18 protein-coding genes are annotated in these 26,149 nt (G+C 72.3%); 16 read left to right on the forward strand and 2 right to left on the reverse strand.

Features of this window, described 5'->3' with window-relative positions; translation table 11 throughout:
• The first annotated feature begins 164 nt into the window (after positions 1-164).
• From IE219_RS06715 to IE219_RS06725, 3 genes are all read left to right on the forward strand, one after another.
• Positions 165-3,065 carry an AfsR/SARP family transcriptional regulator gene (locus IE219_RS06715; RefSeq protein WP_229849631.1) on the forward strand — a complete coding sequence of 967 codons (2,901 nt, stop codon included), beginning with the start codon at positions 165-167 and terminating at the stop codon, positions 3,063-3,065.
• A gap of 91 nt (positions 3,066-3,156) precedes the next feature.
• Positions 3,157-3,915: a DUF4232 domain-containing protein gene (locus IE219_RS06720; protein ID WP_189975633.1), complete on the forward strand. Its 759-nt coding sequence runs from the start codon at positions 3,157-3,159 to the stop codon at positions 3,913-3,915.
• Between the two features lie 167 nt (positions 3,916-4,082).
• The gene (locus tag IE219_RS06725) at positions 4,083-5,333 is read left to right on the forward strand and encodes a DUF4190 domain-containing protein (RefSeq protein WP_189975634.1); all 1,251 of its coding nucleotides are present in this window, start codon (positions 4,083-4,085) and stop codon (positions 5,331-5,333) included.
• 252 nt (positions 5,334-5,585) lie between these two features.
• Here IE219_RS06725 and IE219_RS06730 read toward each other — a convergent pair whose 3' ends face one another.
• Complete coding sequence (locus tag IE219_RS06730; RefSeq protein ID WP_189975635.1) at positions 5,586-6,938, reverse strand: glycoside hydrolase family 18 protein; 1,353 nt, start codon at positions 6,936-6,938, stop codon at positions 5,586-5,588.
• Between the two features lie 304 nt (positions 6,939-7,242).
• Here IE219_RS06730 and IE219_RS06735 point away from each other — a divergent pair, with 304 nt between their 5' ends.
• The 5 genes from IE219_RS06735 (at position 7,243) to IE219_RS06755 (ending at position 12,366) form a co-directional block, all read left to right on the forward strand.
• On the forward strand, positions 7,243-7,995 hold the full coding sequence (locus tag IE219_RS06735; RefSeq protein ID WP_189975636.1) for a GntR family transcriptional regulator: 753 nt from the start codon (positions 7,243-7,245) through the stop codon (positions 7,993-7,995).
• 335 nt (positions 7,996-8,330) lie between these two features.
• Positions 8,331-8,507, forward strand: a complete 177-nt coding sequence (locus IE219_RS06740) for an SPOR domain-containing protein (RefSeq protein WP_189975637.1) — start codon at positions 8,331-8,333, stop codon at positions 8,505-8,507.
• A 55-nt stretch (positions 8,508-8,562) separates the two neighbouring features.
• Entirely contained in the window at positions 8,563-9,048 is a 486-nt protein-coding gene (locus tag IE219_RS06745; protein WP_189975638.1) for a (deoxy)nucleoside triphosphate pyrophosphohydrolase, read from the forward strand.
• A 156-nt stretch (positions 9,049-9,204) separates the two neighbouring features.
• A complete protein-coding gene (locus IE219_RS06750) occupies positions 9,205-9,627 on the forward strand; it encodes an ATP-binding protein (RefSeq protein WP_189975639.1) in 423 nt (140 codons plus the stop codon).
• 144 nt (positions 9,628-9,771) lie between these two features.
• A complete protein-coding gene (locus IE219_RS06755; RefSeq protein ID WP_189975640.1) occupies positions 9,772-12,366 on the forward strand; it encodes a SpoIIE family protein phosphatase in 2,595 nt (864 codons plus the stop codon).
• A 45-nt stretch (positions 12,367-12,411) separates the two neighbouring features.
• Here the strand turns inward: IE219_RS06755 and IE219_RS06760 are convergent, their stop codons facing one another.
• The gene (locus tag IE219_RS06760) at positions 12,412-13,137 is read right to left on the reverse strand and encodes a TPM domain-containing protein (protein ID WP_229849632.1); all 726 of its coding nucleotides are present in this window, start codon (positions 13,135-13,137) and stop codon (positions 12,412-12,414) included.
• 213 nt (positions 13,138-13,350) lie between these two features.
• Here IE219_RS06760 and IE219_RS06765 point away from each other — a divergent pair, with 213 nt between their 5' ends.
• From IE219_RS06765 to IE219_RS06800, 8 genes are all read left to right on the forward strand, one after another.
• A complete protein-coding gene (locus IE219_RS06765; RefSeq protein WP_189975641.1) occupies positions 13,351-15,810 on the forward strand; it encodes an ABC transporter family substrate-binding protein in 2,460 nt (819 codons plus the stop codon).
• Positions 15,811-16,075: 265 nt separating this feature from the next.
• Positions 16,076-17,977, forward strand: coding sequence for a translational GTPase TypA (gene typA, locus IE219_RS06770; RefSeq protein WP_189975642.1), 1,902 nt, complete (start codon positions 16,076-16,078; stop codon positions 17,975-17,977).
• A gap of 429 nt (positions 17,978-18,406) precedes the next feature.
• The gene (locus IE219_RS06775; protein WP_189975643.1) at positions 18,407-20,053 is read left to right on the forward strand and encodes a peptide ABC transporter substrate-binding protein; all 1,647 of its coding nucleotides are present in this window, start codon (positions 18,407-18,409) and stop codon (positions 20,051-20,053) included.
• 172 nt (positions 20,054-20,225) lie between these two features.
• A complete protein-coding gene (locus IE219_RS06780) occupies positions 20,226-21,158 on the forward strand; it encodes an ABC transporter permease (protein WP_189975962.1) in 933 nt (310 codons plus the stop codon).
• The gene (locus IE219_RS06785) at positions 21,151-22,104 is read left to right on the forward strand and encodes an ABC transporter permease (protein WP_189975644.1); all 954 of its coding nucleotides are present in this window, start codon (positions 21,151-21,153) and stop codon (positions 22,102-22,104) included. The genes IE219_RS06780 and IE219_RS06785 overlap by 8 nt, the downstream gene beginning before the upstream one ends.
• Before the next feature lie 14 nt (positions 22,105-22,118).
• Positions 22,119-23,174, forward strand: a complete 1,056-nt coding sequence (locus IE219_RS06790) for an ABC transporter ATP-binding protein (protein WP_189975645.1) — start codon at positions 22,119-22,121, stop codon at positions 23,172-23,174.
• Positions 23,167-24,255, forward strand: a complete 1,089-nt coding sequence (locus IE219_RS06795) for an ABC transporter ATP-binding protein (RefSeq protein ID WP_189975646.1) — start codon at positions 23,167-23,169, stop codon at positions 24,253-24,255. The genes IE219_RS06790 and IE219_RS06795 overlap by 8 nt, the downstream gene beginning before the upstream one ends.
• Before the next feature lie 178 nt (positions 24,256-24,433).
• A complete protein-coding gene (locus IE219_RS06800; protein WP_189975647.1) occupies positions 24,434-26,059 on the forward strand; it encodes a peptide ABC transporter substrate-binding protein in 1,626 nt (541 codons plus the stop codon).
• Positions 26,060-26,149 lie beyond the last annotated feature (90 nt).

Here is a 26,149-nt window from a genome sequence, read left to right on the forward strand (position 1 = left end):
CTGACGGACACCTGGCGGACGCACCCGCCGGACCCGCCGGAGCGGCCGCCGGTTTCGGCCGAATGCGTCCCGAAGGGCGGGCGCGGTGCGGGCCGGGGCGCTACCGGCGCGTATCCTCTCCAGCCGGGGGCAGCTGGGGGACATTCGGTAACACGGAGGTACGGGTGGAGTTCCGGCTGCTCGGATCCGTCGCCGTCGTGACGGAGAGCGGTGACACGGCCCCCGGGCCCGCCAAGCGGACCAGCCTGCTGGCCGCGCTGTTGCTGCGACCCAACACGGCCGTGCACGTGACGGGGCTGATGGACGCGCTGTGGGAGGACGAACCCCCCACGCACGCGAAGACCGTGCTCCAGGGGCACGTCTCGCGGCTGCGGGCGCTGCTCGCCGCGCACGGCGCGGAGGCGTACGGCGTCGAACTGACCACCCAGGGCTCGGCCTACCTGCTGCGGATGCCCGAGTCCCTGGTCGACGCGCACCGCTTCGAGGAGCTGGTCGCCCTCGCCGCCGCCCAGCGCAACCCCGCCGACAGCGTCCGCATGCTGCGCGAGGCGCTCTCCTACTGGCAGGGGCCCGCCCTCACCGGCACCGTGCCCAGCGCGCCCCTGGAGGCCGCCGCCACCGCCCTGGAGGAGCTGCGGCTCTCCTCGGTGGAGGCGCTGGCGGAGGCGTACGGGAAGCTCGGCGAGGACGGCCGGGCCGCCGCCGTGCTGCGTGCCGAGGCCGTCGCGCACCCGCTGCGCGAGTCGCTGGCCGCCGCCCTGATGTCGGCCCTCGCCCGCGCCGGCCGCCGCTCGGACGCCCTCGACTGGTACCACCGCACCCGGCGGCTGCTCGCCGACGAGCTGGGCGTCGACCCGGGCGCCGGCCTCGCCGACGCCTACACCACCCTGCTGCGCACCCCGGCCCCCGCCCCGGCGGCGAAGCCCCCGGCCGCCCCCGGACCCCCCGCCCCCGACCGGCCCGCCGCCGGTCCGCCCGCCGTGCCCCCGTCCCCCCAGGACCACGGGGGTACGCCCTCCGGTCCGCCCCCGGCACCGGTCCCGGCCGCCGCTCCGGCCCAGGCCCCGGCGCCCGCCGCCGCGTTCGCGCCCGCCTCCGCCGCCGCGACCGCCGCCGCCCCCGTTCCCACGCCCGCGCCCGCGCCCACGTCCGTTCCGGTCGAGGCGCGGCCGGAGGCCGCCGGGGCGCCGGTGGCGCGGGCCGTCCCCGAACTGCTGCCCCGGGCCCCGCGCGGCTTCACCGGCCGGGAGGGCGAGGCGGCGGCGCTCGACCGGGCGGCCGGCGGCGGCGAGGGCCCCGTCTGCCTGGTGACCGGGCCCGCCGGGGTCGGCAAGACCGCCTTCGCCGTGCACTGGGCGCACCGGCGCCGGGACGGCTTCCCCGACGGCCGCCTCTTCGCGGACCTGAAGGGCTTCAGCGACACCCCCGCCCCGGAGGCGGGCGTCGTCCTGCGCGAGTTCCTGCTCGCGCTCGGGGTGCCGCAGCAGCGGGTGCCGGAGTCCGTGGAGGGCCGCGGGGCCCTCTTCCGCAGCCTCACCGCCGACCGCCGGATCCTGGTCGTCCTGGACAACGCCCGCTCCTCCGAGCAGGTCCGGCCGCTCCTGCCGGACGGCGAGCGGTGCGTGACCGTGGTCACCAGCCGGGACCGGCTCAGCGGCCTGATCGCCTCCGACGCCGCCCGCCCGGTGCCGCTGCGCCAGCTCCCCAGGGCCGCCGCCACCGCCCTCCTGTCGACCGTGCTCGGCGAGGCGCGGACCGCCGCCGAACCGGACGCCGCCGACCGGCTCGCCGCGCTCTGCGACGGCCTGCCGCTCGCCCTGCGGGTCACGGCGGCCCGGCTGGCCGAGCGCCCCGAGCGGCCGCTCGCCGCGATGGTCGGCGAACTCGCCGACGAGCAGGGCCGGCTGGCGCTCCTCGACGTCGAGGACGTCGGCGTCTCCGCCGCCCTCCGGCTCACCCTCCAGCAGCTCCCCGAGCACACCGCCCGCTCCTTCCGGGCGCTCGGCCTGCACACCGGCGCCGACCTGGACGCCTTCACCGCCGCCGCGCTGACCGGCACCACCCCGGCGCGGGCCGCCGCCGACCTGGAGCGGCTGGCGGCGGCGCACCTGCTCGCCGAGACGGCGCCCGGCCGCTGGACCCCGCACGACCTCGTCCGGCTGTACGCGCGGGGACTCGCCGAGCGGGCCGACCCCGAGGGCCTGCACCGGCTCCTCGACTACTACCTGTACGCGGGCCTGGTGGCCGACGCCGCCGCCGAACCCGGCTCGCAGCCCTGCTACGCGCTGCCCGCCGACGTCCGAAGGCCCGCCGCGATACCCGAGTTCGAGGGCCGTACCGCCGCTCTCGACTGGTACGCCGCCGAACGCCCCGCCCTGGAGGGGGCGGTGGCCGCCGCCGTGGCCCTGGGCCTGCACGACCGGGCCTGGCGGATCGCCCTCGTCGCCTGGCCGCTGATGCTGATGCGCCTCCAGGACGGCTGGACCCCGCTCCTGGAGACCGGGCTGGCCTCCGCCGAGGCGGTCGGCGACCCCGACGCCCAGTCCCGCACGCGGGCGCTCCTCGGCTGGATCCTGCACGAGGAGGGGCGGCACGAGGAGGCCCTGGTCCACCTCGCCCAGGCCCCGGTGCTCGCCGCGCGGGCCGGCGACTCGATCAGCGAGGCCATCGCCGTCGTCAACCACGCGGCCGTCCTCGACGCCACCGGGGAGCACCGCCGGGCGCGGGAGCTGATGACACGGGCGGTGGCGCTCGCGGACCGGATCGGCCACCCGTCCACCCAGGTGCTCACCCTCCAGCACCTCGCCGGGCACTGCCTGCGGGCGGGGGAGTACGAGGACGCCCTCGCGCACGTGCTTCGCGCCGGGGAACTCGTCGCCCCGGACGCGGTCGTCGTCGGGGCCCAGCTGCGGATCGTCCGGGGCGAGGCGCTGGCCGGTGTCGGACGCCTGGAAGAGGCCGCCCACCAGCTCGAACGTGCCGCGGCGGACGCCGAGGCGGCCGGTTTCACGGAGGGTTCGGCACGGGCCGCGGAGCGGCTTGCGAGCCTGTCGGAGCGGCGTTAGCGATACGCAAGCGGGACAGCAGCGGCACGGCAGTGGCCCTCCGGAGACTGGATACAACACCGACCGCACCGCACCTCGGGGGACCACCGCCATGCGCACGCTCCACAAGAAGACCGCCGCCACCCGCGCCGCCCTGCTCGCCGCCGTCGCCGTCGCCTCGCTCGGCCTCACCGCCTGCGGCGGCGGCGACGCGGTGAAGGACGCCGGAGCGGCGAAGCCCGCGCAGCAGACCACCGCCCCGCAGACCACCGGCGAGGCCCCGGCGGGCGAGGCGGAGACCGGCTCCACCGGCTCCACCGGTTCCTCCGACACCACGGGCTCCACCGGCAGCACCGGTTCCACCGGCACCACCGGCACGAAGACGAAGGCGAAGACGGGCACGGACTCGGGCCCGTCCTCCTCCGGCACCAAGGCCAAGGCCAAGGCCTGTGCCTACGGCGACGTCAAGGTCACCATGGAGAAGGCCGACGAGGTGCCCACCGAGCACATCGTCCTCACCGCCACCAACACCTCCGGCCGCACCTGCACCCTCCTCAAGTACCCGCTGATCTCCTTCGGCCAGCTCCAGACCGCGAAGGACGTCCCGCCGGTCGCCAAGAGCAACCCGGGCATCCCGATCGTCCTGGACGCGGGCGCCTCCGCCTACGCCAACGTGCGGGTCTCCCAGGGCGGCGTCCACGAGGACAACAAGGTGGTCCAGGAGTTCGGCGTGAACCTCTTCGCCGCCGACGGCCCGGCCGAGGGCACCGTCACCGTCAAGACCCCGGCGGGCGGCCTGGCCGTCACCGACGCCGCCGCCAAGACGGGCTACTGGACGTACGAACTGCGCAACGGCGCCGACGAGTTCTGATCGTCCGGCCGTCCGGCCGCGACCGGCGGGCCCGTCTCCAGGGGGATCGGAGACGGGCCCGCTCCCCTGTCCGCCCGCACCCCGGCCCGGCGGGCGGACATCCGCAACACGTACGATGCGCGCGCCCGATCGTCTGTTCGCCGCCGCCCCTCAGGAGCACCGTACTCGTGGAGCCGACCCCGCCGATCCCGCCGTCCGAGCCGCCGCGCGCCGACCCGGAGCAGGGGAGCCCGGCCCCGGCGCCGCCCGTCCCACCGGCCGTTCCCGCCGGACCTCCGGCGCCCCCGGCCGGTCCGTACCCGGCGCCGGGCCCGTACGCGGCCCCCGGCCCGTACACCTCGCCGGGGATGCCGTACGCGGGCGTGCCCGGTCTGTACGGCCCCTACGGTCCCTACGGGCAGCCCCGGCCCACCACCAACGGCCTCGCCGTCGGCTCCCTCGTCTCCGGCATCGTCTGCTGCCTGCCGCCGCTCGGCCTCGTCCTCGGCCTGTGCGCGCTGCCGCAGATCAAGAAGCGCGGGCAGAACGGCAAGGGGCTCGCCGTCGCCGGGATCGCGCTCTCCACGATCAGCACCCTGCTGGTCGTCATCGGCCTGATCACCGGTCAGGTCCAGGACGCCGTGCGGTCGTTCGGCGAGGGGATGCGGGACGCCGCCTCCTCCAGCTCGCCGATCGACATGAAGACCGGGGAGTGCTTCCGGGACGACGCCGAGGAGGGCGAGTACATCATCGGCGTGCGGGTCGTCGACTGCGCGGACGCGCACGACGGCGAGATCGCCGGTCACGTCCGGGTCACCGGCTACGACGCCTGGCCCGGTGAGAAGAAGCTCACGGCACTGGGCGAGGACCGCTGCGCGAGCATGGTCGCGGGGTACGCGCTGGACACCTGGGCGCTGCCCGCCGACTCCGGCAGCCTGCACTACTTCCCCGACCGGGCCTCCTGGCGGGACGGCGAGCGGCGCATCGTCTGCGCGCTCGGCATGGAGAAGCCGGTCAGGGGCACGCTGCGCTCCGACCGCGGCACGCTCACCGCCGACCAGTCCGCCTTCCTCCTCCAGGTGAACCCCGTCGAGGACGCCGTCTACGAGGAGCCGGAGGCGGACGCCGAGGAGGACTTCCGGGCCAACACCGCCTGGGCCGGCGACGTCCGGGAGGCGATCGACGCCGCGCGCCGGGGACTGCGCGCCCGCGACTGGCCGCAGGAGGCCCGGACGCCGCTCACCGCCTACCTGGCCGGGCTCGACAAGGCGTCGAAGCAGTGGGAGGAGCTGGCCACCGCGCCCGACGCCGACGCGTTCTGGGCCGCCTACGACCGGGCCTGGGAGCTGCTGCCGGAGGACGGCAGCGCGGAGGTGCGCGGGGCGCTCGGCCTGACGGACACGCCCCGGGAGACCGACGCCGGCCGCGGCGCCGTCTGACCCGGGCCGCCGGGCGCGGGACGAGGAGACGTCCGGCCGCCCGGCGCGGGAAAGGGAGACGGGGCCGGGTCTCCGCGCGAGAGTCCCGGCCCCGTCGGTGCGGACCGCTTCCGGCGCCGTGAGGCGGTGCCGGGCGGGGGTCGGCGGCCCGTGACCAGCCGCCGTTCCGCGCCCCGGCCCGCCGCGCCGGCGGCAGGTCCGCGCCCCCGGGCCCCGTCCGGCGGGGCGGGACGCGGGGGAGTGGGGGGTGTGTCAGCGGCGGGTGAGGCCGCGGTCGATGGCGCTGATCAGCTCGCCGTCGGGGGTGTCGCCGTCCAGCGACCAGATCATGGCGCCGGCCAGACCGCGCTGCCGGGCCCAGGCCGCCTTGGTGCGCAGCACCGCCGGGTCGTCGTAGGTCCACAGGGTGGTGCCGTCGAACAGCCAGGCGTTGCCGTTCCCCGGACCCCGGTAGATCTTGTACGCCCCCGACGCCGCCAGCTTCTTGAGCTCCTTGTAGTCCTCGGAGCCGGGCGCCCAGGTCGCCGGGGCGGGGCCCGCGGCGGGCTGCCCGAGGCCGTCGCCGCCGCCGGTCACGCCGGTCCAGCCCTGCCCGTAGAAGGGCATGCCGACCACGAGCTTGTTCGCCGGGGCGCCGCGCCGCAGCCACGCCCTGACGGTGCCCTCGACGCTCCAGTCGTCCTTGGCGAAGAGCGCGGACTGCTGGCCGGTGGTCTTCTCGCCGGAGACGTGGAAGTCGTAGCCCTGGAGGTTCACGAAGTCGAAGTCCCGCATGATCTTGGCGACCTCGAAGCCCGCGTCGATCTTGGCGGGGGCGGTGGGCACGTACGCGCTCAGCTCGTAGTGCTTGCGCTGCTTCTTGGGCAGCGAGCGGCCGTAGGCGTCGAGCTGGGTGCGGAACTCGCGGACCAGGGCGGTGAAGTTGACCTTGTCCTCGGGCCGGATGACGTTGCCCTCGTTGCCCTCGGAGCCGGGCCACTCCCAGTCGAGGTCGATGCCGTCGAAGAGGCCGGCGGCGGCTCCGGCGCCGCCCCGGGCGCCGTCCACCGGGAGGTTGCCCTTGATGTAGAGGTCGATGCAGGAGGAGACCAGGGCCTTGCGGGAGGCGGGGGTGCGCACGGCGTCGGAGAAGTACGCCGATCCGCTCCAGCCGCCCAGCGAGATCATGACCTTGAGGTTCGGGTGCTTGGCCTTCAGCTCGCGCAGCTCGTTGAAGTTTCCGGCGAGGCGCTGGCCGTCGGTGTCGGCCTTGCCGTCGACGGAGGTGGCGGCGTCGACCGGGCGGACGTAGTCGGCCCACGGGTCGGAGCCGGGGACCGGGCCGATGACGCACTTGCCGGCCTTGTCGACGATGCCGAAGGCGTAGTTGATGTGGCTGAGCTTCGCCGCGGTGCCGCTGGTGTCCAGGTCCTTGACCTGGAAGTTCCGGCCGTAGATGCCCCACTGGGTGAAGTAGCCGACCCGCTTGAGGTCGTGCTTCGCGGCCGGCGGCCGGTGGTCGGGCCGCTGGTGGGCGTCGGCCGTGGGGGCCAGGGTGGCGAGGAGGCCGAGGGCGGTGGCCGCGGCGGTGGCGAGGACGGGCTTGCTGAGGACTCTGGGACGCATGGGCTCGTTCCTGTGCGGGGCGGGAGGGAGCGTGCGAGGGGGAGTGCGGGGGTGCGCGGGGCGGAGGTGTGCGGGGTGCGCGGAGCGGGCGGTGCGGGGTGTGCGGGGTGCGCCGAGCGGGGCGTGCAGGCAGGAAGGTATTGGTCCAGACCAATGCGGGTCAAGGGGTCGCGCGCCGTCGAATCTCCGCCATTCCCCGCCGGCCCCGCCGTCATCACATCGAGTGAAACTTTGGCCCATGCTTGCGGATGGCGACATTCGGTTGCCAGGCTGTAGCTGTCCGTCAACCTGAGGGGAGTGTCCAGTGACGTTCGGTGAGCAGCCCGCCTATCTGAGGGTGGCGAGCGATCTGCGAGAGAAGATCGCGAACGGCTCGCTCCCTCCGCATACCCGCCTCCCCTCGCAGGCACGCATCCGCGAGGAGTACGGGGTGTCGGACACCGTCGCGCTGGAGGCCCGCAAGGTGCTCATGGCCGAGGGGCTCGTCGAGGGCCGCTCCGGCTCCGGGACCTATGTGCGGGAGCGGCCGGTGCCCCGCGCCGTCGCCCGCTCCGGCTACCGCCCCGCCACCGGCGCCACCCCCTTCCGGCAGGAGCAGGCCGCCGAGGGCGCGCGCGGCACCTGGGAGGCGAACAGCGAGCAGGAGGAGGCCGGCCGGGAGACCGCCGCCCGGCTCGGCATCGAGCCCGGCGACCGCGTCATGCGCACCCGGTACGTCTACCGGGACGGCGGCGAGGCCATGATGATCGCCACCTCCTGGGAGCCGCTCGCGGTCACCGGCCGCACCCCCGTCATGCTCCCCGAGGAGGGGCCGCTCGGCGGCTGCGGCGTGGTCGAGCGGATGGCCGCGATCGACGTCGTCGTGGACAACGTGGTGGAGGAGGTCGGCGCCCGCCCCGGCCTCGCGGAGGAGCTGCTCGTCCTCGGCGGCGTCCCCGGCCACGTGGTGCTGGCCGTCGAGCGCACCTTCTACGCCTCCGGCCGGGCCGTCGAGACCGCCGACCTCGTCGTCCCCGCCGACCGCTACCGCCTCTCGTACCACCTCCCGGTCCGCTGAGACCGGCGCGGGGCCGACACGCCGTCAGGCGCCCGCCGCCTTCCGCGCGCCGCCTTCCGCCCGTTGTCTTCCGTCCGCCGCTTTCCGTGCGCCCCGCCGCGCGCCCCCGGGTCCGCCCTCGTGGCGGGCCCGTCCCCATGCCGGTGCCCGCCGTTCTCCCGTGCGGCGTCCGGCATGTGACCTTCGGTCGCCTTCCGTCGTTTCCCGGCCGATCCGTGCCTCTTGGTGAAAACCCGTATCCGCTGTGTGAAGGTCAGGCGTAAGCTCAGGCATATGCGGATTGAGGTTTCCCGGAGTTCCATGACGACGCACGGTCCGGCGGAGGGAGCAGCCCGATGACCGACGCAGGCCCCGTCCTCCCGTGGCTCGTGATCCGGCAGGACGACAACGGCAACCGCTACCGGGTGGGGCGGTACGCGACGCAGGACGAGGCCCAGAAGATCGCGGACACCCTCGACGACCGGGGCCACCGCCAGCTCTACTGGGTCGAGCGCGTCACCCCCACCGCCTGACGCCCCCTCGGGGCACGCGGCGGGACGGACCGGACAGGGGGCTTAGGCTCGGCCCATGAGTGAGAACGCCCCCGGGCCGTACGGGAACGCCTCCGGACAGCGCGATGCCGGATCCGAGCGCGGGAACGGCACCGTGCTCGTCGTCGCGGCCGCCCTCCTCGACCGGGGACGGCTGCTCGCCGCCCGCCGCAGCGCCCCCGCCGACCTCGCCGGCCGCTGGGAGCTGCCCGGCGGCAAGGTCGAGCCCGGCGAGCGCCCCGAGGACGCCCTGGTGCGCGAGTTGCGCGAGGAGCTCGGCGTGGAGGCCGAGCCGGGCGAGCGGCTCCCGGGCGCATGGCCCCTCAAGCCCGGTTACGTCCTGTGGGTGTGGACCGCCCGGCTGCTCTCCGGCGAGCCCCGTCCGCTGGAGGACCACGACGCGCTGCGCTGGCTCGCCCGTGCCGAACTGGACTCCGTGGACTGGCTGGACCAGGACCGCCCGGCCGTCGCGGAGGCGGCGCTCAGGCTCCCCGGCGCGCTCCCCGGGACGCCGCGCGGCTGAGGTCCTACGCCGTTCGTGCCACCGTGCGCCCGTCTCCGCCCCCAGGGTGGATATTTCGCACCGAATTTCGGGTATGTCCCCATTGGTCCCCCGGAAGGGGCTCGTCCTCTTCCGGCCGGGGACCCTGCCGAGGCACGGCTGGGGAAGTGATCGCGTGTGATCGACACCGACGGCGTCCGCGCCGAGTGGAACTTCCCGGCGGAGGCCGACGCGGTGCGCACCGCACGCCACGCCGTGCGCGAGACGCTCCGCTCCTGGGAAGTCGACACGGCCGTCGGGGACATGGCCGTCCTGCTGGTCAGCGAGCTGGTCACCAACTCGCTGCGGTACGCCTCCGGCCCCATCGGCGTGCGCGTCCTGTGGTCCGACGGCGCCGCCGCCGACCCCCCGCGCCACTCCGCCCTGCTGGTGGAGGTCTCCGATCCGCTTCCGGATCCGCCCACCGAACGGCCCGCCGGACCCGACGACGAGGGCGGCCGGGGACTGGGCCTGGTGGCCTGCTCCGCCCGCCGCTGGGGGACCCGTCAGGGAGGCACGGGAAAAACCGTATGGTTCGAGCTGGCTCTCCCTGGTGAGTAAAGAGAGAGGGACGACGATCACGGGAGCGGGTCACGAGCCGACCGAGACCACCCTGTGATCGTGGACGTCGTGCCGCCGGAGGCCCGCGTGCTGAATACTGCGGGCATGGCCGGTCCGGTGCGGTGAGCTGGAGGGGACGGTCGCGTGAGCGAGATATCCGAGACGACGGGCGGCGTCGTGTGGCAGAGCAGCCCGCCCGGCTCGATCTACGACTACATCCGGGTCGCCTCCTTCTCCCTCGGGCCCGACGGACGCGTCGACCGGTGGAGCCGCCGGGCCGCCGACCTCTTCGGCGTCCCCGCCCACGAGGCCCGCGGCAAGGACCCCGTCGAGGCGTTCATGCCCCCCGAGCTGCGCGCTCGCGGCCACCGCCGGGTCGCGGAGATCCTCGACGGCCGGGAATGGACCGGCCTCGTCCCCTTCCGCATCCCCGGCACCCCCGACGAGCCGGGCGCGCCCGGCCGGGAGCGGCCGCACGGCCTCGCCGAGATGTACGTGATGCCGACCGAGACGGAGACCGGCGAACGGGCCGCCCTCTGCATCGTCGTCGACGTCCGCGCGCTCCGCCGGATCGAGACCGACCTCGCCGCCTCCCAGGCGATTTTCGGCCAATCCCCCTTCGGCTTCCTCCTCTTCGACACCGACCTCACCGTCAGACGGGCCAACCAGCGCTTCGCCTCCGTCTTCGGCGGCGCCGCCGACGACCACCGGGGCCGTACCGTCCACGACTACCTCGCCAAGCCCGAGGCCGACCGGATGACCACCGCCCTGCGCCGCGTCCTGGACACCGGGGAGTCCGTCAACGACCTGCGGATCACCGGCGCCGCCCCCGGCGCCCGGATCCGCCGCAGCTGGTCCGTCAACCTCTACCGCGTGCACGGCGGCTCCGGCCGCCCGATCGGCGTCGCCGGACTCGGCGTCGACGTCACCCGTCGGCAGAACGCCGCCCGCGAGGCCGCCAGCGCCCGCCGCAACCTCGCCCTCCTCAACGAGGCCGGAGCCCGCATAGGGAACTCCCTCGACCTGGAGGCCACCGCCCGCGAACTCCTCGACGTCGCCGTCCCCGGCTTCTGCGACCTCGCCTCCGTGGACCTCTACCAGAGCCTCCTCACCGGCGACGAGGCCCCACCCGGCCGCTGGGGCAGCTCCCACGACATCGGCCACGGGGCGGGCAGCGCCGAACTGCGCCGGGTCGCCTTCGCCTCCGCCGTCTCCGACACCCCGCTGCGGACCGACGCCTGCCACGGCCAGGCAGGCGACCCCGGCGGCCCCGCCCCCATCGAGGTCGGCGCCGTCCACCGCTACCCCTTCAACTCGCCCTGCGCCGGGGCGCTGCGCACCGGCCGGGTCCGGACCGTGCCCGGCACCGACGGCGGCCCCGTCCACTCCACCCTGGTCGTCCCGATGACCGCCCACGACACCGTCGTCGGCCTCGCCCGGTTCTCCCGCACCAAGGGCAGCGAGCCCTTCGGCGACCGCGACCGGGCCCTCGCCGTCGAACTCGCCGCCCGCGCCGCCGTCTGCATCGACAACGCCCGCCTCTACCGCCGCGAGCACGAGCGGGCCCTCATCCTCCAGCGCAGCCTGCTCCCGCCCGGCGACCCCGAGGCCGCCGGCCTGGACATCGCCTGCCGCTACCTCCCCGGCACCGACGCCGCCGAGGTCGGCGGCGACTGGTTCGACGTCATCGAACTCCCCGGCCACCGCACCGCCCTCGTCATCGGCGACGTCATGGGCCGCGGCCTGCGCGCCGCCGTCGCCATGGGCGAACTGCGCACCGCCGTCCGCACCCTCGCCCAGCTCGACCTCGAACCCGCCGAGGTCCTCTCCCACCTCGACGAGATCGCCCGCGGCCTCGGCGCCCCCATCGGCGCCCAGCAGTCCCGCGCCCACAAGAACCGGGGCCCCGAACTCGCCGAGGTCTACCTCGCCACCTGCGTCTACGCCGTCTACGACCCGGTCACCCGGCGCTGTACGTTCGCCAACGCCGGCCACCTCCCGCCGGTCCTCGTCGAACCCGGCGAGCCGGCCCGCCTCCTCGACGTGCCGCCCGGCATGCCGCTGGGCGTCGGCGGCGAGCCCTTCGAGGAGGTCGAGGTCGAACTCGCCGAGGGCGCCCTCCTCGCCCTCTACACCGACGGCCTCGTCGAATCCCGCGACCTCCCCCTCGACGAGGGCCTCAGCGCCTTCCGGCGGGCCCTCGCCGACCGGGACCGGCCGCTGGAGGACGTCTGCGACCGGGTCCTCACCACCCTCGACACCGGCCACGGCGAGGACGACATCGCCCTCCTGATGGCCCGCATCCAGGGCCTGCCCGCCGAGGCCGTGGGGGACTGGACGCTGCTCCGCGAGCCCCGCTCGGTCGGCCGCGCCCGGGAGCTCGCCCGCACCCAGCTCACCGCCTGGGGGCTCGACGCCCTCGTCGACACCGTCGAACTCCTCGTCAGCGAACTCGTCACCAACGCCCTGCGGTACGGCGAGGGCGAGATCAGGCTCCGGCTGCTGCGCGAGCGCACCCTCGTCTGCGAGGTCTGGGACGCCGGGCTCGTCCAGCCGCGCCGCCGCCGCGCCAAGGACACCGACGAGGGCGGCCGCGGCCTCCAGCTCGTCGGCCTGCTCTCCTCGTCCTGGGGCGCGCGCCGCACCCCGCGCGGCAAGACCGTCTGGTTCGAACTGGCCCTGCCCGGCGCGGACGGCGCCGCCGAACCCACCGTGGACCAGCTCCTCAGCATGTTCTGACCCGGATGTTCCGACCCGGATGTCCTGACCGGGGGAGCCCCCGGCTCAGCGGTCCTCCGGATCCGCCGCGGGCCGGGCCCGGTCCGGCCCGTCGCCGCCGGGTGTGGTGCGGGTCGCGGCCCGGCGGCGGCGCCGGAACCAGGAGTACGCGCCGATCGCCACGGCGCCGCCGACCACCGCGACCGGCAGGACCAGGTCGCTCGCGGAGGAGGCGCGGGGGCCGCCCGGGTCGGCCGGTCCCGGGGTGATCTCCGGGACGGGCACGGGCCGGCCGGCGAGGACGGCGCCGCAGCCGCCGGCCGCGCCGATCGCCGCGCCCGCCCAGTCGTGGTGCCGCAGCGCGGGTGCGACCGCGGTCCGCGCCACCTCGTCCAGCGCCTCCCGGGCCAGCGGTCCGCCGGGCGCGGCGGCCCAGCCGTACCGCCGGTCGTGGGTGGCGACGGCGAGCAGCACGTCGTCGCGGCCGAGCCCGTTCCGTTCGGCGGTCGCGTCGGCCCAGGCCCGCGCGGAGCGGCCGGAGAAGTCCCGTACGTAGACCACGAAGAGCCGGACCCCCCGCGCGACGAGGAGCCGGTCGAGGGCGTCGGCGACCTCGGGACGCCGGGCGCGCAGCGCGCCGACCCGGTCGAGGACCTGCCCGTCGGAGGGGAGGACCACGGGGCCGTCGGCGCGGGCCCCGGCCGCGCCGATGCCTCCCGCCACCAGCGCCGCGAGCAGGACCCCGACGACCGCGACCGCCCGGAAGACCGCTCGGATGACTGTTCGGGTCACAGAACGGAGGCTATGTACGGATCCGCGCCCCCGCGACCGTACGACCGGAGCTCCGGCTGCCCCGGGTTGGGCCGCACGGGTGGGTTTGCCGGGGGCGCCGCCGTGTCGGCCGGGGCACGTCCGGTGCCGTGCCGTTCAGTGGATGAGCGGGAGATCTGATCATCTCCCGCTCGGTGTGAAAACGGTATGAATCCGGACGAAGGGGTCACAGTCATGTCCCAGATCGGCGCCCCCAGCGGGACGTGGTCCAGGAGCCCCCGCGCCCGCACGCTCCGCTCCGTCGCCGCGCTCACCAGTGCGGTCCTCGCCGTCACGGTCCTCGCGGGGTGCAGCTCCGAGGACACCGCGACCGGCCCGGCCGCCGCCGGCGACGACGCCCCCACCGCGCGCGGCATGGTCGGCGACGGCGGCACCCTGCGCTGGGCGGTGGACGGCCTGCCCGCCACCCTCAACACCTTCCAGGCCGACGCCGACGCCACCACCAGCCGGATCGCGGGCGCGGTCCTGCCCGCCCTCTACACCCTCGACGGGAACGGCCGCCCCCAGCGCAACCCCGACTACCTGGAGTCCGCCGAGGTCGTCGAGACCGAGCCCCGGCAGGTCGTGCTCTACAAGCTCAACCAGCAGGCCGTGTGGAGCGACGGCCGCGAGATCGGCGCCCCCGACTTCGTCGCCCAGTGGCGCGCCCTCAGCGGCCGCGACACCGCCTACTGGACCGCCCGCAACTCCGGCTACGAGCGGATCGAGAAGATCGAGAAGGGCGCGAACGACCTGGAGGTACGGGTCACCTTCGCCAAGCCCTACGCCGACTGGCGCTCGCTCTTCACCCCCCTCTACCCGAAGCAGGTGATGGGGTCCCCGAACTCCTTCAACGAAGGCGCGCGGACCGCCCTCAAGGTCACCGCGGGACCGTTCCGGCCGGGCGCGGTGGACCGCAAGGCCGGCGACCTCACCCTGACCCGCAACCCCCGCTGGTGGGGCAGACCGGCCAAGCTCGACAGCCTCGTCCTGCGGGCCGTGCCCCGCTCCGACCGCGCCGACGCCCTCGCCGACGGCCGGCTCGACCTGGCCGACATCGACCGCCCCACCGCCGAGCGGATCTCCCTGGCCCTCAAGGACGCCGCGGCCGGCCGCGGCGGCGCCCAGGCCGCCGCCCTCCACGGCCCCGGCTCCGCGATCACCCCCGGCAAGGCCCTCAAGTCCTGGGCGCTCGCCCACGGCGAGGACGAGGAGGCGGCCGAGGAGGTCCGGGCCGCCCGCGCCGAGAACAAGGCCGCCGTCGCCCGCTACGCCAAGGCCCAGGACACCCTCGCCGGGTACGTGGTCCGCAAGTCCCTGGAGCCCGCCTACACCCAGCTCTCCCTGAACGGCGAGTCCGGGCCGCTCGCCGACGAGCGGGTCCGGCGCGCGGTCGCCCGCGCCATCGACCGCCGCGAGCTCGCCGAGTCCGTCCTCAAGCCGCTGGGCCTGCCCGCCGACCCGCCCGGCAGCCACCTCGCCCTGTCCGGCCAGCCCGCCTACGCCGACGGCAGCGACGCCCTCGGCGGCCAGGACACCCAGGAGGCGCGGGCCCTCCTCACCGCCGCGGGCTGGGTCCCCGGCGGCGCGGGCAAGGACCCGGCGGGCACCAAGGCCGGCTCCGAGGCGGACACGAAGAAGGCCGAGAAGAGCGAGAAGGCCGAGAAGACGGAGAAGGGCGAGAAGGCCGGGAAGGAGGAGAAGAGCGACGCCAAGGAGGCCGGGGCGGCCGGCGAGGGCAAGGCGAAGGCCGACGACACCGCCTCCGACGAGGGCCTCTACATCGTCGGCGACGACAAGCCCGGCGAGGCGGCCCCCCGCGCGGCGCGCGCCGACGCCCGCCTCGCCCCCCTCGTCGGTCCCGGCGGCCCCGAGAGCAGCACCCGGGTGCTCGCTCCGGCCCCCGCCGCCGCCCTGGAGAGCGCCGCCCTGCTGACCCGCGCCGAGTCCCTCGACACCCCGGCCGGCGCCCGCGCCGTCCAGGCCGCCGACCGGCCCGAGCTGGCCCCCAAGCCGGACAAGGGCGTCGCCGGGGCCTACGCCCCGCTCGGCAGCGCCGCCCCGGCCGCCGCCTCCGGTGCCTCCCAGGCCCTCGGCAAGGACGGCAAGCCGCTCAGCCTCCGCTTCGTGATGCCCTCCGGGCCGGGGTCGGAGACGCTGCGCGCGGTCGGCGACAAGATCGTCCGGATGCTCGACGCGGTCGGCATCCGCACCCAGGTCGTGAAGGTCCCCGACGAGTCCTTCTTCAAGGACCACATCGCCTCGGGGGCGTACGACCTGGCGCTCTACTCCTGGCCCGCCTCCGCCTACCCGGCGACCGACGCCCGCCCGATCTTCGCCAAGCCCGAGCCCGCCTCGGACGGCTCGCTGCTGGTCGAGCAGAACTACTCGCGGGTCGGCACCGACCGCATCGACCAGCTCTTCGACCAGGCGGCCGGCACCCTCGACGAGGAGGAGGCGAACGAGCTGGTCCGGCAGGCCGACGCCCGGATCTGGGCCGCGGCCGGCTCCCTCCCGCTCTACCAGCGCCCGCAGCTGGTCGCGGCCCGGAAGGACGTGGTCAACGCCGGGGCCTGGGGCTTCGCCGCCCCCCGGTACCAGGACATCGGTTTCAAGAAGACCGAAACCGCCAAGGATAACCGTTCACGCGACTGAAAACACAGGTCACAACCTCAGAAGCAGCTCAAGTTCCTTGCCCGCCGGAGCCCCCGGCGGGCAGGATCGCGTCGGCCCCTTGACCCGGCTGCTCCGCTCTCCCCACACCCTGGCAAACCCCCCTATTAGACCTTCTCGGATCGGTCCGGGGAAGCCCCTTGCACCACGGCCCCGTACCATGGGACGTAGCCGTGGCGCGTCCGCCCGGCGGGCGTAAGAGGAACTGACGCCGATTCCCACGATCCGAGAGAAGCGCAAGCCACCCATGCCCACGCGCCACGACATCCGTAACGTCGCCATCGTCGCCCACGTCGACCACGGCAAGACGACCATCGTCGACGCCATGCTCAAGCAGGCCGGTGCCTTCGCCGCCCACCAGCAGCTCGACGACCGCATGATGGACTCGAACGACCTGGAGCGTGAGAAGGGCATCACGATCCTCGCCAAGAACACGGCGGTGAAGTACCACCCCAAGGACGGCGGGGCCCCGATCACGATCAACATCATCGACACCCCCGGCCACGCCGACTTCGGCGGCGAGGTCGAGCGCGGCCTGTCGATGGTGGACGCGGTCGTCCTCCTGGTGGACGCCTCCGAGGGTCCGCTCCCGCAGACCCGCTTCGTGCTCCGCAAGGCCCTCCAGCAGCGCAAGCCGGTCATCCTCTGCATCAACAAGACGGACCGCCCGGACTCCCGGATCGACGAGGTCGTCAACGAGACCTACGACCTCTTCCTGGACCTGGACGCCGACGAGGACCAGATCGAGTTCCCGATCGTCTACGCCTGCGGCCGTGACGGCATCGCCTCGCTGACCAAGCCGGAGGACGGCACCGTCCCGGCGGACTCCACCAACCTGGAGCCGTTCTTCTCCACCATCCTGGAGCACGTCCCGGCCCCGGTGTACGACGAGGAGGCCCCGCTCCAGGCCCACGTCACCAACCTGGACGCCGACAACTTCCTCGGCCGCATCGCGCTGCTCCGCGTCGAGCAGGGCGAGCTGCGCAAGGGCCAGACGGTCGCCTGGATCAAGCGCGACGGCACGATCTCCAACGTCCGCATCACCGAGCTGATGATGACCGAGGCGCTCACCCGCAAGCCGGCCGAGGTGGCGGGCCCCGGTGACATCTGCGCCGTCGCCGGCATCCCCGAGATCATGATCGGCGAGACGCTGGCCGACCCGGAGAACCCGATCGCGCTGCCGCTGATCACGGTCGACCAGCCGGCCATCTCCATGACCATCGGCACCAACACCTCGCCGCTCGTCGGCCGCGGCGGCACCGGCAAGGGCGCGGAGGCCAAGGCCGCCGTGAAGGACCGCAAGGTCACCGCCCGCCAGGTGAAGGACCGCCTCGACCGCGAGCTGGTCGGCAACGTCTCGCTCCGCGTCCTCGACACCGAGCGCCCCGACGCCTGGGAGGTCCAGGGCCGCGGCGAGCTCGCGCTGGCCATCCTGGTCGAGCAGATGCGCCGCGAGGGCTTCGAGCTGACCATCGGCAAGCCGCAGGTCGTCACCAAGGAGGTCGACGGCAAGATCCACGAGCCCGTCGAGCGCCTCACGGTCGACGTGCCCGAGGAGCACATGGGCGCCGTCACCCAGCTCATGGGCGTCCGCAAGGGCCGCATGGACAACATGTCGAACCACGGCTCCGGCTGGGTCCGCATGGAGTTCGTCGTCCCGTCCCGCGGCCTCATCGGCTTCCGTACGGAGTTCCTGACCAACACCCGCGGCACGGGCATCGCCCACTCGATCCACGAGGGCCACGAGCCGTGGTTCGGCACCCTGACGACCCGTAACAACGGCTCGCTGGTCGCCGACCGCGCCGGCGCGGTCACCGCCTTCGCGATGACCAACCTCCAGGAGCGCGGCGTCCTGTTCACCGACCCCGGCACCGAGGTGTACGAGGGCATGATCGTCGGCGAGAACTCGCGCTCCGACGACATGGACGTGAACATCACGAAGGAGAAGAAGCTCACCAACATGCGCTCCTCCTCCGCCGACTCCTTCGAGGCGATCGTCCCGCCGCGCAAGCTCTCCCTGGAGCAGTCCCTGGAGTTCTGCCGCGATGACGAGTGCGTCGAGGTGACCCCGGAGGCCGTCCGCATCCGCAAGGTCGTCCTGGACCAGAAGGAGCGCGGCCGCTCCGCCTCGCGCGCCAAGAACGGCTGATACGAAGCGGAACGAGAACGGCTGAGCCGTATCTCACACGAAGGGCCTGGCCACTCGCATGATGTGCGAGTGGCCAGGCCCTTTTCGTCAAACTCATTGACCGCCCCCGGCGTCCGGATTCCGGTCATCGCTCTCCGGTACGTGTGTTAACGGTCCGTTTCGGGGGTGTCTGTCTGTGCTCAGTTTGTCCGGATTTCGGTATCTGAGAGTGAGGTGATGTTGTCAAACCGAGACCACTTAAGTGTGGTTTACAGCCCGGACGTACTTAATAGTTGGCTCCATTGAGCTCGGGTCAATGGGTCACGCACTGTGGGGAGTGCCGACTCACGAGCACACTCGGGGTACCGGGGGATCCACGCCGTCAGGGGTGTCGGCAGATCTCCAAGTGCCCCCCTTGTAGTGACAAGTGGACTCATGAGGAGGAAACCCATGCGCGGTGCCAAGAGCGCCAAGTGGGTAACGGGCGCGATCATCGTCGCCCTGGCTGCGACCGCCTGTGGCGGTGGCAAGACGGACGAGGGCGCCAAGGGTGCCAAGGGCGCCGTCGACCCGAACGGCATCTTCTCCATCGAGCTCGGTGAGCCGGAGAAGCCGCTGCTCACCGGCGACACGATGGAGTCGAACGGCTCCGCCGTCATGGCCGGCCTGTTCTCGACCCTGGTCGACTACAAGGCCGACGGCTCGCTCGAGATGATCAACGCCGAGTCGGTCACGACCACCGACTCGAAGACCTGGACGGTCAAGCTCAAGAAGGGCTGGACCTTCCACGACGGCACCCCGGTGACCGCCAAGTCCTTCGTGGACGCGTGGAACTGGAACGCCAGCGTCGACAACGCCCAGGGCCTCGCGTCCTGGTTCGCCGACATCAAGGGCTACGAGAAGGTCCACCCGGACGCCGAGGGCGCCAAGGCCACCTCCAAGACCCTCGACGGTCTGAAGGTCGTGGACGAGGGCACCTTCACCATCGAGCTCGCGAAGCCGGTTCCGTACTTCGCCCACAAGCTCGCCTACATCGTGTTCGCGCCGCTCCCGGACAGCTTCTACAAGCTGCCGGCGAAGGAGCGGGGCGCGAAGCCGGTCGGCAACGGTCCCTACAAGTTCAAGAGCTGGGACCACAAGAAGCAGATCGAGGTCGTCCGCTTCGACGACTACAAGGGCCCGAACAAGGCGAAGAACGGCGGTGTGGTCTTCAAGAACTACACCACCCTCGAGGCCGCGTACGAGGACCTCAAGTCGGGCAACGTCGACGTCCTGCGTCAGATCGCCCCGAAGGACCTCCCGCTGTACCGCCAGGACCTCGGCGAGCGCGCCGTGGACCAGGCGTACTCCGCGATCCAGACCATCGCCGTCGCCTTCTACGCCGACCAGTGGAAGAAGCCGAAGCCGATCGACCCGCGCGTCATCCAGGGTCTGTCGATGGCGATCGACCGCGCCACCATCACCAAGACGGTGCTCAACGGCACCCGTGAGCCCGCCACCGGCTGGGTCGCCAAGGGCGTGCTCGGCTACCAGCCGAACGCGGTCGAGATCACCAAGTTCGACCCCGCCAAGGCCAAGGAGCTCATCGAGGCCGGCGGCGGCGTCCCGAACAACCAGATCTCCATCCAGTACAACGCCGATGGTGGTCACAAGGAGTGGGTGGAGGCGGTCTGCAACTCCATCACGCAGGCCACCACCGTCAAGTGCGTGGGCGACGGCAAGCCGGACTTCCAGGCCGACCTGACCGCGCGCAAGACCAAGCAGGTCAAGTCCCTGTACCGCTCCGGCTGGGTGCTCGACTACCCGGTGAACGCGAACTTCATCTCGGACCTGTTCCGCACCGGTGCGGGCGGCAACCAGGGTGACTTCTCGAACAAGGAGCTGGACGCCAAGATCGCGGCGGCCGACTCGGCCAAGACCCTCGACGAGTCCGTCAAGGCGTACCAGGCCATCGAGAAGGACCTGATCAACTACATGCCGTCGATCCCGCTCTGGTACTACAAGGTCAACGCGGGCTACTCGGAGAACGTCTCCGGTGTGGCGTACGGCCAGGACGGCGACCCGATCCTGACCGGCGTCGAGGTCAAGAAGAAGTAATCACCCGAGCGTAGTCCGCATGCCGTCACGGGACTGACGGAACGTCAGTCCCGTCTCGGTGCCTTACGCAGTGGCTGGGGGGCCCTTCCACGGCATCACGCTGCCCGAAACCGGGCAGCCATGTCATGGGAGGGCCCGTCGGCTGCGGCCGTCACATTTCAACGGAGGCATGATGGGGCGCTATGTCGCACGACGACTGCTCCAGATGATCCCGGTTTTCTTCGGGACAACCCTGCTGATCTTCCTCATGGTTCACAGCCTGCCCGGTGACCCCGTGCTGGCGATGTTCGGTGACAAGGGCGCGGATCCCGCGACCCTGGCCGCCAAGCGCCATGAGCTGGGTCTCGACAAGTCGCTCCCCGAGCAGTACTTCGTCTATATGCGGGACATGATCCTGCATCTCGACTTCGGTGACCAGATCCGCAACGGGCGCCCGGTGACCGAGGTCCTCGGTGACGCGTTCCCCATCACGCTCCAGTTGGCCGCGCTGGCCTTCGTGTTCGAGCTGACCTTCGGTCTGGCCCTGGGCATCATCGGTGGCCTGCGCGCCGGCCGGCTCGCGGACAACGCGATCCTGCTCTTCACCCTCCTGATCATGTCGATCCCGGTCTTCGTGCTGGGCTACATCATCAAGATGGTCTTCGCGTTCAACCTCGGCTGGATCAGCCCCAACGTGAGCACCGTCCCGCAGTGGGACGAGCTCATCGCTCCGGCGGTCGTCCTCGGCGGCCTCTCGCTCGCCTACGTCGCCCGGCTCACCCGGACCTCGATGGCCGAGAACCTGCGCTCCGACTACATGCGCACCGCCGTCGCCAAGGGCCTGCCCAAGCGCCGCATCATCGGTGTGCACCTGATGCGCAACTCCATGATCCCGGTCGTCACCCTCCTCGGCACCGACCTGGGCGCCCTCATGGGCGGCGCCGTCGTCACCGAGCAGATCTTCAACATCAAGGGCATCGGCGGCATCATCGCCGAGTCGATCTCCCGTCGCGAGGGCACGACCCTGGTCGGCCTCGTCACCATCCTGGTGCTCGTCTACCTCGTGACGAGCCTGCTCATCGACCTGCTGTACGCGGTCCTGGACCCGAGGATCCGGTATGCCTGACGTGACCAAGACCGCCACCGCCGTCGAAGACGCCGTCGCACCCCCCTCGGCGCCGGAGTCGAAGGGCTCGCACAAGCAGGAGAAGGCCCGCTCCCTGTGGGGCGACGCCTGGCACGACCTGCGGCGCAACCCGTACTTCATCGTGTCGTCCGCGCTCATCACGCTGCTGCTGGTGATCTCGGCCTTCCCGAGCCTCTTCACCAGCGCCTCGCCCACCATGGGCGACCTGAGCAACCACTTCCTCGGCAAGGCGGAGCTCAGCAAGATCGGCTCCCCGGAGTGGCTGGGCTACGACCAGCAGGGCCGCTCCGTCTACGCCCGCCTGATCTACGGCACCCGTGCCTCGGTCATGGTCGGCCTCTGCGTGACCGCGATCGTCGCCACCGTCGGCAGCATCATGGGCATGCTCGCCGGTTACTTCGGCGGCGTCTGGGACGCGATCCTCTCCCGGATCACCGACGTCTTCTTCGGCATCCCGTTCCTGCTCGGCGCGATGGTCGTGCTCCAGTCCTTCACCGAGCGCACCATCTGGGTCGTCGTCTTCGCCCTGGCCTTCCTCGGCTGGACCCAGATCACCCGCGTCATGCGCGGTGCCGTGATCACGGTCAAGCACGCGGACTACGTCCACGCGGCCAAGGCGCTCGGCGCCGGCACCGTCCGGATCCTCTTCCGGCACATCCTGCCGAACGCCATGGCCCCGGTGATCGTCGTCGCGACCATCGCGCTCGGCGGCTACATCTCGGCCGAGGCCACCCTGTCCTACCTGGGCCTGGGCCTCTCGGCCCCGACCGTGTCGTGGGGCGTCGACGTCTCCGCGGGCGTTGCGCAGATCCGTGTGGCCCCGCACGTGCTGCTCTGGCCGTCGATCATGCTGAGCCTCACCGTTCTGGCGTTCATCATGCTCGGCGAAGCCGTTCGCAACGCCCTCGACCCCAAGCTGCGCTGAGGAGGGCGTACAACGTGAGCACCATCAACAAGAACGCGACCGTCCCGGCGCCGCGAGAGGGCGGCCACACCGGCCCGCTGCTCGAAGTGAAGGACCTGCACGTCGAGTTCCACACCCGCGACGGTGTGGCCAAGGCCGTCAACGGCGTCAACTACTCGGTGGACGCCGGCGAGACCCTCGCCGTCCTCGGCGAGTCCGGCTCCGGCAAGTCCGTCACCGCCCAGGCCATCATGGGCATCCTCGACATGCCGCCCGGCAAGATCCCGCAGGGCGAGATCCTGTTCCGCGGCGAGGACATGCTGAAGATGTCCGACGAGGAGCGGCGGAAGATCCGCGGCCGGAAGATCGCCATGATCTTCCAGGACGCGCTCTCCTCGCTGAACCCGGTCCTCTCCGTCGGCTACCAGCTCGGCGAGATGTTCCGCGTCCACCAGGGCCTGTCCAAGAAGGACGCGAAGACCAGGGCCATCGAGCTGATGGACAAGGTCAAGATCCCCGCCGCCAAGGCGCGGGTCAGCGACTACCCCCACCAGTTCTCCGGCGGCATGCGCCAGCGCATCATGATCGCCATGGCGCTCGCCCTGGAGCCCGAGCTGATCATCGCCGACGAGCCGACCACGGCCCTCGACGTGACGGTCCAGGCCCAGGTCATGGACCTCCTCGCGGAGCTCCAGCGCGAGTACAACATGGGCCTCATCCTGATCACCCACGACCTCGGCGTCGTCGCCGACGTCGCGGACAAGATCGCCGTGATGTACGCCGGCCGGATCGTCGAGCAGGCGCCCGTCCACGAGCTGTACGCGCGCCCCGCCCACCCGTACACCCGGGGTCTGCTCGACTCGATCCCGCGCCTGGACCAGAAGGGCCAGGAGCTGTACGCGATCAAGGGCCTGCCGCCCAACCTGCTCAAGGTGCCCACGGGCTGCGCCTTCAACCCGCGCTGCCCCAAGGCCACCGACCTCTGCCGCACGGACATCCCGGCCCTGGTGCCGGTGACGGAGCAGGACGGGTCGGACCTGCCGGGCCGCAAGAGCGCCTGCCACTTCTGGAAGGAGACGATCCATGGCTGACCTCAGCACGAACGACGAGGCCGTGGCCGCCGCCCTGGACACCCCCGTCCGACGCGGTGAGCCGATCCTCCAGGTGCGCAACCTGAAGAAGCACTTCCCGCTCACGCAGGGCATCCTCTTCAAGAAGCAGGTCGGCGCGGTCAAGGCCGTGGACGGGGTCTCCTTCGACCTCTACCAGGGCGAGACCCTCGGCATCGTGGGCGAGTCCGGCTGCGGCAAGTCCACGGTCGCCAAGCTCCTGATGAACCTGGAGCGGGCCACCGCGGGCGAGGTCTTCTACAAGGGCCAGGACATCACCAAGCTGTCCGGGCGCGCGCTGAAGGCCGTCCGCCGGAACATCCAGATGGTGTTCCAGGACCCGTACACCTCGCTGAACCCGCGCATGACGGTCGGCGACATCATCGGCGAGACCTTCGACATCCACCCCGAGGTGGCCCCGAAGGGCGAGCGGCGCCGCAAGGTGCAGGACCTCCTCGACGTGGTCGGCCTGAACCCCGAGTACATCAACCGGTACCCGCACCAGTTCTCCGGCGGTCAGCGCCAGCGCATCGGCATCGCCCGCGGCCTCGCGCTCAACCCGGAGATCATCATCTGCGACGAGCCGGTCTCGGCCCTGGACGTCTCCGTCCAGGCGCAGGTCATCAACCTGATGGAGAAGCTCCAGGACGAGTTCAACCTGTCCTACGTCTTCATCGCGCACGACCTGTCGATCGTCCGGCACATCTCGGACCGCGTGGGCGTCATGTACCTCGGCAAGCTCGCCGAGATCGGTACGGACGAGGAGATCTACGAGCACCCCACGCACCCGTACACCCAGGCGCTGCTCTCCGCGGTGCCGGTGCCGGACCCGCAGGCGCGTGCCGACCGCGACCGGATCATCCTCACCGGTGACGTCCCGTCGCCGGCGAACCCGCCGTCGGGCTGCCGCTTCCGCACCCGCTGCTGGAAGGCGCAGGACAAGTGCGCCACCGAGCAGCCGGTGCTCGCGGTCCCGGAGCGGTTCCGCGGCCAGAAGACGCTCGCCGCCCACGAGTCGGCGTGCCACTTCGCCGAGGAGCGGGATGTCGTCCACGCGGGCTGACCGACCGTGACAGTCCGAAGGGCCAGGGCCCCTCGCACCCCCGCCGGGTGCGAGGGGCCCTCCTCGTTCCCCCGGCGTCCGGGCCGCGCACCCACCCGGACGCCGTAAAAGTGCACACCCGTCAATATCGAGTGATATTGGGGCCTAAGTCACGCTTAGGACAATCGGGAGGCACTCCATGCGCGGAGCCACGCACGCCAAGTGGGCCGCACTGGCCACCGCCGTCGCCCTCGCGGCGACCGCCTGCGGCGGCGGAGGGGACAGCGGCGGCGGAGGGGCCGACGGCATCGTGAGCTCCTCCTGGGGCGACCCGCAGAACCCGCTGGAGCCGGCGAACACCAATGAGGTCCAGGGCGGCAAGGTCCTGTCGATGATCTTCCGCGGTCTGAAGGAGTACGACCCGAAGACCGGCGAGGCCAAGGACATGCTCGCCGAGAAGATCGAGACCACCGACTCCACCAACTTCACCGTCACCGTCAAGGACGGCTGGACCTTCTCCAACGGCGAGAAGGTCACCGCCCAGTCCTTCGTCGACGCCTGGAACTACGGCGCCAACCTGAAGAACAACCAGAAGAACGCCTACTTCTTCGGCTACATCGACGGCTACGACAAGGTCCACCCCGACACGGGCGAGCCCACCGCCGACACCCTCTCCGGCCTGAAGGTCACCGGCCCGCAGACCTTCACCATCAAGCTCTCCCAGAAGTTCTCGACCTTCCCCGACACCCTCGGGTACGCCGCCTTCGCCCCGCTCCCGAAGTCCTTCTTCGACGACCACGCCGGCTGGCTGTCGAAGCCCGTCGGCAACGGCCCGTACATGATCGACTCGTACTCCAAGGGCTCCCAGATGCAGCTCAAGCGCTGGGACGGCTACCCGGGCGACGACAAGGCGCAGAACGGCGGCATCACCCTCAAGGTCTACACGGACAACAACACCGCGTACACCGACCTCACCGCCGGCAACCTCGACCTCGTCGACGACATTCCGGCCTCGCAGCTCAAGAACGTCTCCGCCGACCTCGGCGACCGGTACATCAACACCCCGGCCGGCATCATCCAGACCCTCGCCATCCCGTTCTACGACGCGAACTGGAACAAGCCCGGCCAGGAGAAGCTCCGCCAGGGCCTGTCGATGGCCATCGACCGCCGGCAGATCACCGACACCATCTTCCAGAAGACCCGCACCCCGGCCGTCGACTGGACCTCACCGGTCCTCGGCGAGGAGGGCGGCTTCAAGGACGTCTGCGGCGACTTCTGCAAGTACGACCCCGCCGAGGCGAAGAAGCTGGTCGCCGAGGGCGGCGGCATCCCCGGCGGCACGATGAAGATCTCGTACAACGCCGACACCGGCTCCCACAAGGAGTGGGTGGACGCCGTCTGCAACTCCATCAACCGGGCCCTCGGCAACAACAACGCCTGCGTCGGCAACCCCGTCGGCACCTTCGCCGACTACCGCAACCAGGTCACCACCCAGAAGCTCCAGGGGCCCTTCCGGGCCGGCTGGCAGATGGACTACCCGCTGATCCAGAACTTCCTCCAGCCGCTGTACTTCACCAACGCCTCGTCCAACGACGGCAAGTACACCAGCAAGAAGTTCGACGACCTGGTGAACCAGGCCAACGCCGAGACCGACATCAAGAAGGCCGTCGGCCTCTTCCAGCAGGCCGAGGGAGTCCTCCGGGACGACATGGGCGCCATCCCGCTCTGGTACCAGAACGGCAGCGCCGGCTACTCCGACCGGGTCGAGAACGTCGCCCTCAACCCGTTCAGCGTCCCGGTCTACGGCCAGATCAAGGTCAAGTGACCCGCCGGCCGTCGTAGCACATCGGCGCCGTACGGCCCGGCCCGCGGACCCCCGCGCCGGGCCGTACGCCTTCCTCCAACCCACCGGAGC

The sequence above is a fragment of the Streptomyces termitum genome (genome assembly GCF_014650175.1).
In the GTDB taxonomy this organism is placed as follows: domain Bacteria; phylum Actinomycetota; class Actinomycetes; order Streptomycetales; family Streptomycetaceae; genus Streptomyces; species Streptomyces termitum.